Source organism: Neorhizobium sp. IRS_2294, from assembly GCF_050500145.1.
Lineage (GTDB): Bacteria > Pseudomonadota > Alphaproteobacteria > Rhizobiales > Rhizobiaceae > Neorhizobium > Neorhizobium soli.
The window spans coordinates 2365922-2380806 of record NZ_CP191439.1; the positions used below are offsets into that span (position 1 = coordinate 2365922).

12 protein-coding genes are annotated in these 14885 nt (G+C 61.6%); 5 read left to right on the forward strand and 7 right to left on the reverse strand.

Going from position 1 to position 14885, the window contains the following annotated elements:
* Positions 1-39 precede the first annotated feature (39 nt).
* Complete coding sequence (locus ACQY1K_RS11400) at positions 40-540, forward strand: RNA polymerase sigma factor (protein WP_062582897.1); 501 nt, start codon at positions 40-42, stop codon at positions 538-540.
* Complete coding sequence (locus ACQY1K_RS11405; RefSeq protein ID WP_062455670.1) at positions 537-1376, forward strand: anti-sigma factor family protein; 840 nt, start codon at positions 537-539, stop codon at positions 1374-1376. Before ACQY1K_RS11400 ends, ACQY1K_RS11405 begins: the two co-directional genes overlap by 4 nt.
* Positions 1377-1480: 104 nt before the next feature.
* On the opposite strand, the gene leuA is transcribed toward ACQY1K_RS11405, so the two are convergent.
* Both leuA and ACQY1K_RS11415 read right to left on the reverse strand, forming a co-directional pair.
* Positions 1481-3208, reverse strand: a complete 1728-nt coding sequence (gene leuA, locus ACQY1K_RS11410) for a 2-isopropylmalate synthase (protein WP_430258986.1) — start codon at positions 3206-3208, stop codon at positions 1481-1483.
* 365 nt (positions 3209-3573) lie between these two features.
* Positions 3574-4761, reverse strand: a complete 1188-nt coding sequence (locus ACQY1K_RS11415; protein ID WP_062457907.1) for a benzoate/H(+) symporter BenE family transporter — start codon at positions 4759-4761, stop codon at positions 3574-3576.
* A gap of 241 nt (positions 4762-5002) precedes the next feature.
* Between ACQY1K_RS11415 and ACQY1K_RS11420 the strand changes: the two genes are divergently transcribed.
* A complete protein-coding gene (locus tag ACQY1K_RS11420) occupies positions 5003-7702 on the forward strand; it encodes an EAL domain-containing protein (protein ID WP_162728320.1) in 2700 nt (899 codons plus the stop codon).
* 141 nt (positions 7703-7843) lie between these two features.
* Here the strand turns inward: ACQY1K_RS11420 and ACQY1K_RS11425 are convergent, their stop codons facing one another.
* Positions 7844-8431 carry an ATP-dependent Clp protease proteolytic subunit gene (locus ACQY1K_RS11425; protein ID WP_062457904.1) on the reverse strand — a complete coding sequence of 196 codons (588 nt, stop codon included), beginning with the start codon at positions 8429-8431 and terminating at the stop codon, positions 7844-7846.
* A gap of 216 nt (positions 8432-8647) precedes the next feature.
* On the opposite strand from ACQY1K_RS11425, the gene ACQY1K_RS11430 reads away from it, so the two are divergent.
* Positions 8648-9244: a HupE/UreJ family protein gene (locus ACQY1K_RS11430; RefSeq protein ID WP_062455661.1), complete on the forward strand. Its 597-nt coding sequence runs from the start codon at positions 8648-8650 to the stop codon at positions 9242-9244.
* A gap of 160 nt (positions 9245-9404) precedes the next feature.
* Positions 9405-10262: a DUF2076 domain-containing protein gene (locus ACQY1K_RS11435; RefSeq protein WP_430257398.1), complete on the forward strand. Its 858-nt coding sequence runs from the start codon at positions 9405-9407 to the stop codon at positions 10260-10262.
* A 77-nt stretch (positions 10263-10339) separates the two neighbouring features.
* Here ACQY1K_RS11435 and queF read toward each other — a convergent pair whose 3' ends face one another.
* The 4 genes from queF to ACQY1K_RS11455 form a co-directional block, all read right to left on the reverse strand.
* The gene (queF, locus tag ACQY1K_RS11440; protein ID WP_062455655.1) at positions 10340-10804 is read right to left on the reverse strand and encodes a preQ(1) synthase; all 465 of its coding nucleotides are present in this window, start codon (positions 10802-10804) and stop codon (positions 10340-10342) included.
* A gap of 1 nt (position 10805) precedes the next feature.
* Complete coding sequence (locus tag ACQY1K_RS11445; RefSeq protein ID WP_062457901.1) at positions 10806-11741, reverse strand: cation diffusion facilitator family transporter; 936 nt, start codon at positions 11739-11741, stop codon at positions 10806-10808.
* A 257-nt stretch (positions 11742-11998) separates the two neighbouring features.
* Positions 11999-12523, reverse strand: coding sequence for an N-acetyltransferase family protein (locus tag ACQY1K_RS11450; RefSeq protein WP_430257399.1), 525 nt, complete (start codon positions 12521-12523; stop codon positions 11999-12001).
* Positions 12523-14712, reverse strand: coding sequence for an anthranilate synthase (locus tag ACQY1K_RS11455; RefSeq protein ID WP_430257400.1), 2190 nt, complete (start codon positions 14710-14712; stop codon positions 12523-12525). Before ACQY1K_RS11455 ends, ACQY1K_RS11450 begins: the two co-directional genes overlap by 1 nt.
* Positions 14713-14885 lie beyond the last annotated feature (173 nt).

The window sequence follows — 14885 nt, forward strand, 5'->3', positions numbered from 1 at the left end:
CGTAATCATAACGCATAGCCCCGTTAAGCTTGTTTCCGCATGAACAATCCGACCCAGACCATGGACATTCGCCGTGACCTCGTAGCCTTGCTGCCGAGGCTTCGTCGTTTCGCGTTGACGCTTGCAGGCACCGCCGAGGATGCTGACAGGCTGGTGCGCGAAGTCTGTTCGCGTGCAATCCAGAAAAGCCATCACTGGAAGGGCGAAGGCCGCATCGAAAGCTGGCTGTTCAGCCTGATGCGCACAGCCTGGTCCGACGAGATCAAGAAGCGCCGCAAGACCCAGCCGTCCTCCACCCCGAAGGCACAGGGCGTCGTATCGGCTACCGAAATTTCCACGATGGCCACATCGGATCAGATCCTGCTGTCCCTGCCCTCAGGCCTCGCCAGTGTCTTCCTTCTCGTGGACGTCGAGGCATTCGCCTATGGCGAGGCGGCTGCTATACTCGGCATTCCGGAACAGGCCTTCGCCGAACGCCTGTGTTCTGCACGGCTCAGACTGTCGGAAATCGCGCCGGAAGCATCGGAGCGCCGCGCATGAAAGCCAGTGCTTCCTCGTCCGCGCTCGAACAGCGCATTTCGGCCTTCCTGGATGGCGAAGCCAACGAACACGAACGGCAGGAGATCGAAGCGCTTCTGGTCAACGAGCCGCAGGCGCGGGCCCTGCATGACAACCTGAAACGCGGCACGGATTACGGCCGGCGCGTCTTCGACGATGCCATGAAGGAACCATTGCCGCTCGAACTCGTCCGCACCATCAAGAACGCACCGCTGCCGCGCCGCGCGATCAGGCTGCCTGATGACAAAAAGCGCCAGTCACTCTCGTTCAAGCCAAGCAGAACGCAGGCCCTTGTCGCATGCATTCTCAGTCTCTGCCTCGGCGGCGGCATCGGCTATGCGCTCGGCACCCAGCCGGGATCGACCCGTCTCGGCGGCTCGGAAGTGCAGCTCGATTCGCGGGACTGGCTTGACGACGTCGTCGCCCATTACCGGCTCTATACCCGCTTGCCCGATCGTCTGGTGGAAATCGGTGCCGACAGGCCCGGCGATATCCTCGCATGGCTGACCACAGGCACCGGCATCGCCTTTCGCATTCCGGACCTGTCGCAAAGCGGGCTGACCTTCGCCGGCGCACGGCTTTTCACCGCCGACAACCGCCCCTCGGGCCTCCTCCTCTACCGCCGCGGCGATGAGGGAGAGATCATCGCGATCACCTTCTCCAAGACCCGTCCGGACACCAACAAACCGGTAGAGGACATCCGCGCCGATACGGGTCTTGTGTCCTGGAGCACGCCGCTCGCGACCTATGTCGTCGTCGGCCCCTCCTCCGCCGCCGATCTCGACGAGATCGCCGCCAAGGCCGCGGGACTAATCTGAGCCTCCGGCCTGCATCGAAGCCGATCCGCCCGATCTTATCCCAGCAAAAAGCCGCATCGGCTAGCGATGCGGCTTGTGTCTTCTGATACCCTACAGGCCCCGGCTTACCGGCCGCGTTCTTCCAACACGCGGTTGGCGGCCGACACGATCGCGTCGAGCGATGCCGTCACGATGTTGTTGTTGATGCCGGCGCCGAACAGCTTGCCACCCGGATGCTCGACCTCCACATAGGCGATCGCCGAGGCGTTCGAGCCATGCTGCAGCGAGTGTTCCGAATACTCGTTCACCGACAACTCGATCCCGAGATAGGCCGACAGCGCATTGATGAACCCGTCGATCGGGCCCGTGCCGCGGCCTTCGATCGTCTTCGTCTCACCACCATCGGTGATCTCGGCGGAAACGACGCGGATGCCCTTGTGCTCCATCCCGGCCGGGAACGTCTGGTGATCGACGAATTTCAGCCGTGCTGAAGGCTGGTCCACATAGCGCTCGATAAAGCGCTCATGGATACGCTTGGAAGCGACTTCCTTGCCTTCTTCGTCGGTAATCCGCTGGATGTCCTCGCGGAACTCAACCTGCAAGTTGCGCGGCAGGTTGATGCCGTAATCCTGCTGCAGGATATAGGCGATGCCGCCCTTGCCCGATTGCGAGTTGATGCGGATGATCGCCTCGTAGGACCGGCCGACGTCGCGCGGGTCGATCGGCAGGTAAGGCACTTCCCACACCGGATGGTTGGCCGTCTTGATCGCCTTCATGCCCTTGTTGATCGCATCCTGGTGCGAGCCGGAAAACGCCGTATAGACCAGTTCGCCGACGTAAGGATGGCGCTCGGGAATGACCATTTCGTTCGAATATTCGTAGACGTCCTTGATGCGCTCGATATCGGTGCAGTCCAGCCCCGGATCGACGCCTTGCGTGTACATGTTGAGCGCCAGCGTCACGACGTCGACATTGCCGGTGCGCTCGCCATTGCCGAACAGCGTGCCTTCGACGCGGTCGGCGCCGGCCATCAGCGCCAGCTCGGTCGCGGCAATCCCGGTGCCGCGGTCGTTGTGCGGGTGCAGCGAGATGATGACGTTCTCGCGATTGTCGATATTGCGGCACATCCATTCGATCTGGTCGGCATAGATGTTCGGCGTCGCCATCTCGACGGTCGAGGGCAGGTTGAGGATCAGCTTGTTGTCAGCGGTCGGCTTTACCACCTCGATGACTGCGTTGCAGATCTCCAGCGCCACTTCCAGCTCGGTGCCGGTGAAGCTTTCCGGCGAATATTCGAACCGGTAATCGCCGCCGGCCTTGGCAGCCATGTCGGTGATCATCTTCGCCGCGTCGACGGCGATCTGCTTGATACCGCGGACATCCTTGCCGAACACCACACGGCGCTGCAGTTCCGATGTCGAGTTGTAGAAGTGGATGATCGGATGCTTGGCGCCTTCCAGCGATTCGAACGTGCGGGTGATCAGTTCCGGCCGGCACTGAACCAGTACCTGCATCGACACATCGTCGGGAACGCCACCCTCTTCGATGCACCAACGGGCAAAGTCGAAATCGGTCTGCGAAGCCGACGGGAAACCGATCTCGATTTCCTTGAAACCCATATCCAGGAGCAGCTTGAACATGCGGGCCTTGCGATCGTGGCCCATCGGGTTGACCAGCGACTGGTTGCCGTCACGCAGGTCCACCGAGCACCAGATCGGCGCCTTGTCGATCACCTTCGACGGCCAGGTCCGGTCGGGAATATTGATGGCGGGATAGGCACGGTATTTCACCGCCGCGTCGGCCATACCCTTAGCCTTGTTTGCAGTAGTCACGTTGGAAGTCTTGGCGTCCATGGTCTTCAAGTCCTCGTCCTTTCCATCCGCCGCGCGCCGCACTTTTGGGGCCTGCTTGGTGAGGATGGCGACCTCTCAGGGTCTGTCTCAGCTATATCGGTAAATCTTGCGAGGAGCTCTTACGCCGGCGGGCTTTCGGCCGCCGGGCGCTCCTCAACGGACCCGGCAACCGAGTGTAAGGTCGAGGCTAAGAAGCGAGAGAGGCGCGAAAACCGTCGCCCCGGCAGCGAAGCTGCGGGTCGGCAAACGGTCGGACATGATCGCACCTGTCATGGTCATGGGAAAATCTATAGCGGGCGGGCAGAGAACGTGCAAGTGCACTTTCGAACGGCATTTGATGTTGCAACGACGGCCGCGGTTCCCTCTCAAGGCAATCTTTCGCGTCTGAGAGCCTTCTGCAAACCCATCATCACGCCACCGGCCAGCAGACCCCAGAACGCCCCTGAGATCCCGGCGAAGGCGATTCCGGAAGCGGTGACCATAAAGGTGATGGCCGCAGCCTCGCGGGTAGCGGGATTGTGGTAGGCGGCGTATGCCGCGTTCGAGAACGCGCCGATCAGCCCGAGCCCGGCGACTGCCTGCAACAGGATCGGCGGCGCGAGCGATACGAAGGCGATAATGCCGCCGGCCACCAGCCCCAGCGCCGCGTAGCTGAAGCCGCCGATGATCGCCGCTACGTAACGCCGGGCGGGATCCGGATGAGCGTCGGTACTGGCACACATCGCCGCCGTGATCGCCGCCATGTTGACCGGCACGCCGCCAAAAACGCCGACAAGCGAGGACAGGGCGCCGGTTGCCACGAACATCGGTCCGGGATGCGGCTCGTATCCGTGCGCCTTGAGGATCGCGATGCCGGGAATGTTCTGCGACGCCATGGTGACGATAAACAGTGGCACCGCCACGGAAATCGCGCCGTGCCAGGTGAAGACCGGCTCGACGAACACGAATTGCGGATGGATCGCAGCGCCGATCTGGCTCAGCGTATCTGCCGGCAGGTCGACGCCGAAGATCAGCACCAGCATCATCGCCGCAAGCGAGGCCGGCACGGCCAGAAGCCGCCAGCGCGACACGACGACCGCCCAGGTCAGCACGATCGGCAGTCCCAGCATCGGGTCGAACGCCACCGCCTTCACGGGCGCGAGACACAGGCCGAGCAGGATACCGGCCAGCATCGCGTTGGCAAGCGGCCCCGGGATCATCCGGATCGCGCGCCCGAGCGGCTGGAACAGGCCCGACAGCATGATCAGCCCGCCACAGATGACGAAGGCGCCGACGGCTGCGGGAAATCCACCCTCGATCATCCCGATCCCCGAGAGAAGAGCGGCACCAGGCGTCGACCATGCAATGCTGATCGGCATCTTGAGAGCGGCCGAGAAACTCACGGCAAGGATGCCGAGCGCCAGGGAAAGCGCCAGGAGCGCGGAGGCGACCTGATCGCTATTGGCGCCCATTGCCTGCAAACCCTGGATGATCACGGCAAACGAGCTGACGAAACCGACAAACGCGGTCAGCATCCCCATCGTCAGGGCGGAAAAAGAGAAGTCTTTGAACATGATGAGAACCCGACGCGGTGAAGGGTGCATGGAGCACGACCGGCCGCCGCGAGACAAGCCCATGAGATGACCAAGCCGACTGATTTTTTCCGATTTTCAGTCATGTATAAAGGGCCGGATTTCTCAAAAATATTAGAGTTTAGACCAGTATTTCGGCTCGACGACCCGTCCGGCGCCGTTCCATCTCAGACTAAATTAAGCCTTGTCTGAAATGTTGGCGGGAGACCTGTTGGAACATTGCATGCTCTTCTCTTCCTCCATGATAAAGCCCGGCCGAAGCCGGGAACGGCGATTCTACCGGTTCGGCTGGTATCTGCCCGCCTTCATTATGGTCGCCGCGGTCATTTTCGGAATTGTCCGGGCCGATCTGGAAGAGCGCGCCCAATACATGGCGCAGCAGCGGCTCGTCGCGTCGGAACAACTGGCGCGCGTGTCCTCAAGCCTCGAAACCAATATTCGCGGCAACGTCAATCTGGTCCAGGGTCTCGTTGCCGCGATCGCTGCAAACCCATCCATCACGCAAACGCAGTTTGCGGCGCTCTCCGAGCGAGTTTTCGCTGTTCCCTCGCAGCTGAAGAACGTCGCCGTGGCACCCGATCTTGTGATCCGGTACGTCTACCCTTACGACCAGAACAAGCAGCTTGTCGGACGAGATTACACGGCCGACCCCAAACGGTCAGTGTCCGTCATGGAGGCGATCAAGCGCCGGTCCACCACGATCGCCGGACCTGTCGAACTCGCTCAGGGCGGACTGGGACTGCTGGCCCGCTACCCGGTTTTTTCGCAAGCCAACGGACATTTCTGGGGCATCGTCTCGAGCGTGATCGACGTGGAGCGCCTGTTCCGCGACATCGACCTCGATACCGAACGGCAACCCCTCAGCATCGCGATCTCCAGGCGGCCGGCACCGGTTGCGAAGGACGTCTTTACCGGTGACCCGGCGATCTTCTCCGCCGATGCGGTTCGTGCCCGCATCGAGCTCGGATACGACACCTGGTATCTCGCAGCGGTCCCGAAAGCCGGCTGGAACACGACCCCGCCGGATATCGGTTGGCTTTATGCCTACGCGACGCTGATCGCACTCTGCATCGTCGCCCCGATGATCTGGGTGGGGATCTTGATGAGGCAGCGCAATCGCCACATCGTCGATCTGCAACACCGGGAGGAGCAGTTCGAGACCATTCACCACCGGTTGACGCTGGCACTCGAAGCGTCGCAGATCGGCGTCTGGGAATACGAGGGCGCCACAGACCGCCTTTTCTGGGACGAGCGGCTCAAGGACCTCTATTCTGCGCCTCCGGGCAAGGACATCTTCACCTACGAGGACTGGCGTTCGACTGTTCATCCGGACGATATCGAGACGGCTGAAAATCGGCTGAACGAGGTCATCGGTGCCACCGAGCCCTATATTACCCAGTTCCGGATTGTCCGACCTTCGGGCGAGATCCGTCACATCCGCGCGCACGGGAAGGCCTACAAAACATCGGGAGGCGTCGAACGCGTCGTTGGCGCCAATTGGGATGTCACTGATGACGTCAATCTGCAGATCGAACTGCGGGAAGAGCGCGCCCGCGCTGAAGAACAGAACGAGCGGTTGCGCGCGACTCGCCGCACGTTGCAGCACCAGTCCTTGCACGACGCCCTGACCGGCCTTCCCAACCGGCGCTTTCTCGACCAGTTCATGGAAGCCTCGAACGCGACGACGCACAGTCACCGCCTGGCCTTCATCCATTTCGATCTCGACCGCTTCAAGGAAGTCAACGACACGCTCGGCCACGCGGCCGGCGACGAGGTCCTGCGCCAGACGACGGCCCGGCTCCTGGAACTGATCGGCCATGACGAATTCGTCTCGCGGATCGGCGGCGACGAATTCGTGGTCGTCACCAGCGGCCCAGCCCCGGAAGAGCGCGCAAAACATCTCGGCCGCTCGATCGTCAAGGCGATCGCCAAACCGATGACGATCGACGGCCAGGAATGCCATGTCGGCTGCAGCGCCGGCATCGCCATGCAGACGCTTGCGTGCGAAGAACCGCGCCAGTTGCTGATCAATGCCGACGTCGCACTGTACGAGGCCAAGAAACGCGGCCGTAACCGCGCCGAGGTGTTTTCCGAGTCCCTGCTTCTGACGGCGATCCAGGTAAAGCGCACGTCCGACGAGCTTCTCGCGGCAATCGAGAACGACCAGATCGTTCCCTTCTTCCAGCCGCAGTTCGATGCCGTCACCCTCGATATCGTCGGTGTCGAGGCGCTGGCCCGCTGGGTCCACCCGACCCGCGGCCTGCTCGCGCCCGAAGCGTTTCTCGATATCGCCGAAGGTCTTCATCGCTCCGGTGAAATCGACGCGCTCATTCTCGAAAAAGCGCTGTTCCAGGCCACCCGCTGGCGTGCCCGCGGGCTTGCCGTCCCAAGGGTCTCTGTCAATGTCTCGGCCCAGCGCCTGAAGGACGAAAACCTTTTGGAGCAGCTGTCGCACCTGTCGTTTGCGCCGGGCAGCATTGCATTCGAACTTCTGGAATCGATCTCGTTTGAAGGAAACGACCGCGGCCTGCGCAAGATCATCGGCACGCTGAAGGATTTGGGTATCGATATCGAGCTGGATGATTTCGGCTCCGGACACGCTTCGATCGTCAGCCTGCTGGAACTCGGCCCCAAGCGGCTGAAGATCGACCGGCAGCTGATTTCGCCGCTTCAGGCGTCGGGTCCCCAGCACCGGCTTGTGGCTTCGATCATCGAGATCGGCCGTTCGCAAGGGATCGAGATCGTCGCCGAGGGCGTCGAAACGGAAGCCCATATGGATATCCTGCGTGGCCTCGGTTGCCAGGTGCTGCAGGGTTATGCCTTCGCGGAGCCGATGTCGCCCGATGCGTTCATGGATTTTGCCGCCCACTGGCAGCAGGGCCGCGTCCCGGCAACCGCCGTACCCACCCGCAAGCTCGCCTGATATCGCGCGGTGGTCGAAAGGGTTCGGGTCATCCGGACCTCTCGGCCCCTACCCGCGCCTGAAACGATTGCCCTCAAACGCAAACCCCCCCGCCGGCCTGAAGCCGACGAGGGATTTTGATTTGTCAGAACGACGTCTGGATCAGATTTCGCTCTGCGACGTCACGATCTTGGATGCGAGACCATAGGCCACGGCTTCCTGTGCCGACAGCCAGTAGTCGCGGTCCGTATCGGCTGCGATCTTTTCGATCGGCTGGCCGGTTGCTTCTGCCATGATCTTGTTCAGGCGTTCGTTCATCTTGATGATTTCACGGGCCTGGATCTCGATGTCGGAGACCATGCCGCGCGTACCGCCAGATGGTTGATGAAGCAGGAAGCGGGTGTTCGGCAGCGCGATGCGGCGTTCCTTCGGAACCGACACATAGATCAGGGCGCCTGCAGAAGCGACCCAGCCAGTGCCGATCATCCAGACCTTCGGCTTGATGAACTTGACCATGTCATGAATCGAATCACCCGACTCGACATGGCCGCCCGGGGAATTCACGTAGATGCGGATGTCTTCGTCGCTGGCTGCGGCAAGTGCCACGAGCTGCGTGTTGACCTTCTGCGCCAGTTCCTGGGTGATCGCTCCGTAGATGAAGATCGAACGCGACTTGAAAAGATTCGCCTCCGTTTCCTTACCGAGCGGCAGTTCCTTCGTCTTGTCTTCTGTGTCGTCTTCGTCGTTCAGCACGGTCAAAGTCTCCTGCATGAAATTCATATACGGGACATAATGTGTTCGCGGTCACAAAACAATGCACCCCGGCCTGAACATGGCAAGCTTCCAACGACTAAGGTGAATGACGTAGTCCGCATCGCCGGATCGTTACAATTGGCAATGGACGCGGTGACTGCTCTTGCCTATCGTTTTACGCTTCACGCATCATGTATTTCATCGGGGATCAAAATGTTGACCAGACCTTTCCAAACCGCGCTGAAGCATATTTCGCTCGCAACGGGCGCAGTCGTCGTTGCTGCCGCTCCAGCCTTTGCCCATCTCGATCCTGAAGCACATGGCTCGTTCATGGCCGGCATTTCGCATCCGATCTTCGGCCTCGACCACGTGCTTGCCATGCTCGCCGTCGGCCTCTGGGCAGCACAGATCGGCGGCAAGGCCATCTGGTCCGTGCCTGCCGCATTCGTCGGCACCATGGCGCTCGGCTTCGTGCTCGCGGTCTCCGGTCTCGATCTGCCTTTCGTTGAACCGGCGATCCTCGCCTCGGTCATCGCACTCGGTCTTCTGGTCGCCACCGCCGTCAAGCTTCCGACAGCCGCCTGCGCTGCAATCGTCGGCGTTTTTGCGCTGTTCCACGGCCATGCCCATGGCGGCGAACTCGGCAGCGCCGGTGCGCTTCAGTTCGGCCTCGGCTTTGTCATCGCGACAGCTCTTCTTCACGCAGCCGGCATCGCGCTCGGCCTCGGTATCGCGCGCTTTGCGCCAGCTGTAACCCGCATCCTCGGCGCAGCAACCGCAGTGCTCGGCCTGACGCTCGCATTCGGCTGATATTACAACAAGATAGGCTGCGCCGCCTGAATCATAGTGTCAGGCGGCGCATGTTCTACATGAACAAGATTTAACCCGGCAGCGGGTTTGAAATCCCGAAAATGCCGACTAACTCCTTGTCAGATGACGGCCGCTTGGGACGTCCACAAGGAGTGAGACCATGTCACCGGAAGAACGCCAGCTTCTGACCGCATTGTTCGATCGCGTAAAAACAGCCTCGACCACCCCGCGCGACCGTGACGCGGAGACATTGATCGATGACGCGACCCGCCAGCAGCCCTATGCCGCCTATTACCTCGCCCAGGCGGTGATCGTTCAGGAGAAGGGCCTTGAGGCCGCATCCGCCCGCATCCGCGAACTCGAAGAACAGGTCAAGCAGCTTCAGGCCGGCGAAAGCGACATCAGGCGCGACGAACAGGGCGGCGGTTTCCTGAGCTCGATCTTCGGCTCCGGTCAGGCGCCTCGCCCTCCGGCACCGCAAATGCCGTCCCAACAGGCCGGCCAGCAGCCATCCGGCCCCTGGGGTGCGCGACCGGGATATCAGCAGCCATACCGCGGCAACGACGACGGTTATCGCGCAGCACCCGCCCCGTCAGGTCCCTGGTCATCACAGATGCAGGGGACACAAGGCTATCCGCAGGCACAAGCCCCGTCCGCTGGCGGCGGCTTCCTGCGTGGTGCACTCGGCACGGCCGCCGGCGTGGCGGGCGGCATGCTGCTTGCCAATTCGCTTTCGGGCCTGTTCGGCAACCACATGTCAGGCCTCGGCTTGGGCAATCCCGCAGCCGAAGCCAATCCGTTCACAGGCGGCCCAACCGAGGAAACCGTCATCAACAACACCTATATCGGCGACGACGCAATCCGTGAGGCCTCCAATACGGACGCAGATAACGGCAACGACGCAACACCCGATCCCGGTGGCAATGACGGCGGCTGGCAACAGGCCGATTTCGGCAACGACGATCAGTCCGACTTCGGCGGCGGCGATTTCGGCGGCGACGACAACATGAATGTCTGAGGCGGAATGGCCCTCTCCCCGAACGGGTTGAGTGTCGCAATTAGCCCGGTGCGTGCCGGGCTAATTGCCAATAAATCTTACCCACGTCCCCGATAGGTCGCCACGCCCTGATCCGGCAACCACACGCCCTTCGGCGCTTCGCCGGTCTGCCAGAACACGTCGATCGGAATGCCGCCGCGCGGATACCAATAAGCGCCGATCCGCAACCATTTCGGATTGAGCAGGTCGACGATCCGCTTGCCGATATAGACCGAGCAGTCCTCGTGAAAGGCGCCGTGGTTGCGGAACGCATGCAGGAACAGCTTCAGCGACTTTGATTCGACCAGAAACCCGTCGGGAATATAGTCGATCACGATATGGGCAAAATCCGGCTGGCCGGTCATCGGGCATAGCGAGGTGAATTCGGGTGCGGTAAAGCGCACCACATAATCCGTGCCCTGGTTGCCGTTCGGCACCTTTTCCAGAACCGCCGTCTCGGGGCTCGTTGGGGCCTCGACCTGATTGCCGAGCTGCGACAGTCCGCTGACATCTGTCATCGTCATTTTAAATTCCCTTCAGATTCGCATGGCTTTCAATGGCAACACGCTTGCCATGCGCGTGTTCGCTTTCCGGCTCCACATGGATGGCCAGGGTGGCACCGGGAATAGCCTCCTTGATCGCATCTTCCAAGCGGTCGCAGATTTCGTGAGCTTCGCCGACCGACATTCGCGATGGCACCACCAGGTGGAAATCGATAAACGCAGCCGATCCCGCCCGTCGCGTCTTCAGATCGTGCACATCGAGAACCCCGTCGCAATGGGCGGTGATCGCCGCACGCACGGCCGCTTCCTCCTCCGGCTGCAGCGCCTTGTCCATCAGCCCGCCCAGCGAGTGGGTGATGACCTTGTAACCCTGCCAGAGAATGTTGAAGGCGACGAAGATCGCAAGCAGCGGATCAAGGATCAGGTAACCCGTCAGAACCGCGAGCACCAGACCGACGAATACGCCGGCCGACGTCACCACATCCGACATGATGTGCTGGCCGTCTGCCAGAAGCGCCGGAGACCGGTGCGACCGTCCGACCCTGATTAGCACGGTCGCCCAGACCGCATTGATTCCGCCTGCCGTAGCGTTGATGGCAAGCCCGAGCCATGGCGTCTCCGGCATGCTCGGGGCGCCCAGAGCGCCCCAGGCTTCCTGAATGATCAGGATCGCCGCCAGCACGATCAACGCGCCTTCCGCCACGGCGGATATGTATTCCGCCTTGTGATGGCCGAAGTGGTGGTCATCGTCCGCCGGCCGTTGCGCATAGCGGATGACGAAATAGGCAATAAATGCCGCCGCCACGTTGACCAGTGATTCCAGACCGTCCGACAGCAGCGCCACCGAGCCGGTTACCCACCACGCAGCAAGTTTGAGGAACAGCACGCCGATCGAGATCGGGATGCCCCACATCGCCAGTCTCTCGACCTTTTTGTCGTCCTTTGCCACTCTGTCCATATCGCCCATACCCGTCTTCACTAATCATCCTCCTGCATCTGCAAGCGATTTGCAGGAAGCTATGCCCAAAACGACGAAACCGCCGCGGCGAGAGCGTCTCGCAGCGGCGGTTTCGAATAATGGCCGGCTGTATGGCGCAAGCCTCGCGGTTTGTCAAAGCCGGTCTTGCGCGTCCAGTCGCCGGGTATGCTCGTCGTCAGACGTTATCAACAACGGGGCATCGTCGCAGGCGGGCATCGGGCGTCAGAGACCAGGCGTCAGGTAAAGATCAGCGCCATCCGCACGCTGTCCAGGTAGCATCCGTCGATCTTCAACGCATCGCGCGCCACGCCCTCCACCTGAAATCCCACCTTCCGGTAAAGCGCGATCGCCCGGTGATTGTCCGCATGCACGTCGAGTTCGACGCGGTGAATGCCGGACCGGTTGGCGGCCTCGACCGCGTTAACGATCAGCCGACGGCCTAGGCCTCTATCGCGAAACCCGGGAATGATGCCCATGCCGAGCAGGCCGCGATGAGCATGCACATCGCGCTCCAGCCTTCGGATATCGCACCAGCCGACGACCTCACCGTCAGCGACCGCGACGATGTGCGGATTGCCAGCAGCCACGCTCTCGCGCACGAAATCCCGCATCTCGTCGATCGGCGGGGCACGCAGAAACACCATGTAGCGCCGCTCCCGGCAGACGATATCGAGCGCCTTGTGAAAGCCCTCGATATGTTCGTCCGTGAGCTGTTCGATGGTGACGCCGTCAGCGCCACCGATCGCGTCGGCATCGTCCATCACGCCGCCTTCGTTGCGCGCTTTCTCGAAAGGTTCGCCACCACGTTCTCGATCATCCGCATGCCGGCATCGCCGCCCAGCGTCATGATCGATTCCGGGTGGAACTGCACCGCCGCGACCGGCTCCTTGGCGTGTTCGATGCCCATGATCGTGCCATCCTCGCTTTCGGCGGTGATGATGAAATCGGTGGGCAGCGTCGACGAATCGGCAAAAATCGAGTGATAGCGCCCGACGGTGACATCCTTGCCGAGACCGGAGAACACGATGCCGGGCTCCAGAACCCGGATGCGCGACGGCTTGCCGTGCATCGGCAAAGCCAGCTGCCGCAACTCGCCGCCATAGGCTTCGGCCAGCGCCTGCAGGCCAAGGCACACGCCGAAGATCGGCAGGTCTTTTGCCCGCGCCGCCTTGATCGTCGCCTTGCAGTCGAAATCCTTCGGCTTGCCCGGCCCCGGCGACAGAACCACGAGATCCGGATCGATCCGCTCGAACACCTCTTCCGGCACAGGCGAGCGAACGGTCGAGACCGTCGCCCCCGTCTGGCGGAAGTAGTTGGCAAGCGTGTGGACGAAACTGTCCTCGTGGTCGACCAGCAGGATCTTCACGCCTTGGCCCACCTTGGCGACGTCGCGCGAAGCCTTGGCCGTGTTGCCGGCGCGCGCATCGCGGATTGCCGAAATCATCGCCGATGCCTTCAGCTCGGTCTCGGCCTCTTCCTCATGCGGATCCGAATCGTTGAGCAGCGTTGCACCGGCGCGCACTTCGGCAATGCCGTCCTTGACGCGGATGGTGCGCAGCGTCAGTCCCGTGTTCATGTCGCCGTTGAAGCCGACCATGCCGATCGCGCCGCCATACCAGGCGCGCGGGCTCTTTTCGTTGGCCTCGACAAACCGCATCGCCCACAGCTTTGGCGCACCGGTCACGGTCACCGCCCAGGCGTGGCTCAGGAACCCGTCGAACGCATCCATGTCTGGACGCAGCCGTCCCTCGATATGGTCGACCGTATGAATGAGCCGCGAATACATCTCGATCTGCCGGCGGCCGATCACCTTGACCGAACCCGGCTCGCAAACGCGCGACTTGTCGTTGCGGTCGACGTCGGAGCACATGGTCAGCTCCGACTCGTCCTTCTTGGAATTGAGCAGCTTCAGGATCTGCTCAGAGTCGGAAATCGCATCCTCTCCGCGCTTGATCGTGCCCGAAATCGGGCAGGTCTCGATGCGACGGCCGGACACCCGCACGAACATTTCGGGCGATGCGCCGATCAGATATTCCTGGTTGCCGAGATTGATGAAGAACGAATAGGGCGACGGGTTGATCGCCTTCAGCCGGTTGGAAATCTGCGACGGATTGCTGTCGCAGCGCTCCATGAACTTCTGGCCCGGAACCACTTCGAACAGATCGCCGCGGCGAAAGCTTTCCTTGGCGCGGGTAACGAGGCTCGCGTATTCCCCCGGCTTGTGGTCGCCCTTCGGCGGCGTCACCGTGGTGCGCAGGAACGGCTCGGGCGCGATATCCTGCGCCTTGCCTTCCGTCGTCACGCCGTCCTTGGCAAAGTCGTAGCGATCGACCCAAGCCTTTGCCGCATGGTGGTCGACGACCAGAATTTCGTCGGGGAGATAGAGAACCATGTCGCGCTGGTCTTCCGGACGCTGCATCGAAAGCTTGATCGCATCGAACTGGAACGCAAGATCGTAGCCGAAAGCCCCGAACAGACCGATCGCCGAATCCGCATCCGAATGGAAGAGATCGACGACGGCTCTCAGCGCGGTAAACACCGTCGGCATCTTCGAGCGCTCTTCCTCGGTAAACACGCGGGACGGCTGGTTGACGGTCAGATCCAGACGGCGGTCGGTGCGCTCGCCGAGCGTCAGGTCGGAAATCGTCGCAAGCTTGTCGGTGATAAACGACAGAAGCACTTCGCCACGACCGTTATAGGCCTCGATCCACATCGCCCGGCCGTTGCAGGTAATGCCGAGCGGCGGATCGGCAATCGCCGTATCCCAGCGGGTATAGCGCCCCGGATATTCGTAGTTCGAGGAAAACACCGCGCCGCGGCGCTCGTCCAGCCGGTCGACGTAAGACGAGATCGCGGTTGCATATTCGGCCGGCCTGCGGGCGCGGCTGACGCTGATTCCGCCCTTGGTCTCGTAGGTCTCGGACCCGTCGTCGTGAATGATCGTCGCCATGTCTGCCTCTAAAATCCCTGTTGATCTGCCCGGATTTTGAGAAGCGGCCAATAAAAAAGCCGCCTCGGTAATCGGGCGGCTTGGTCGTAGTCTTGTCGATGGACATGACTGGTCAAGGCCGCGTCAGCGTGCCCACCACCAGTTACCGTTGTTGTTCATCGAAATCATCATGG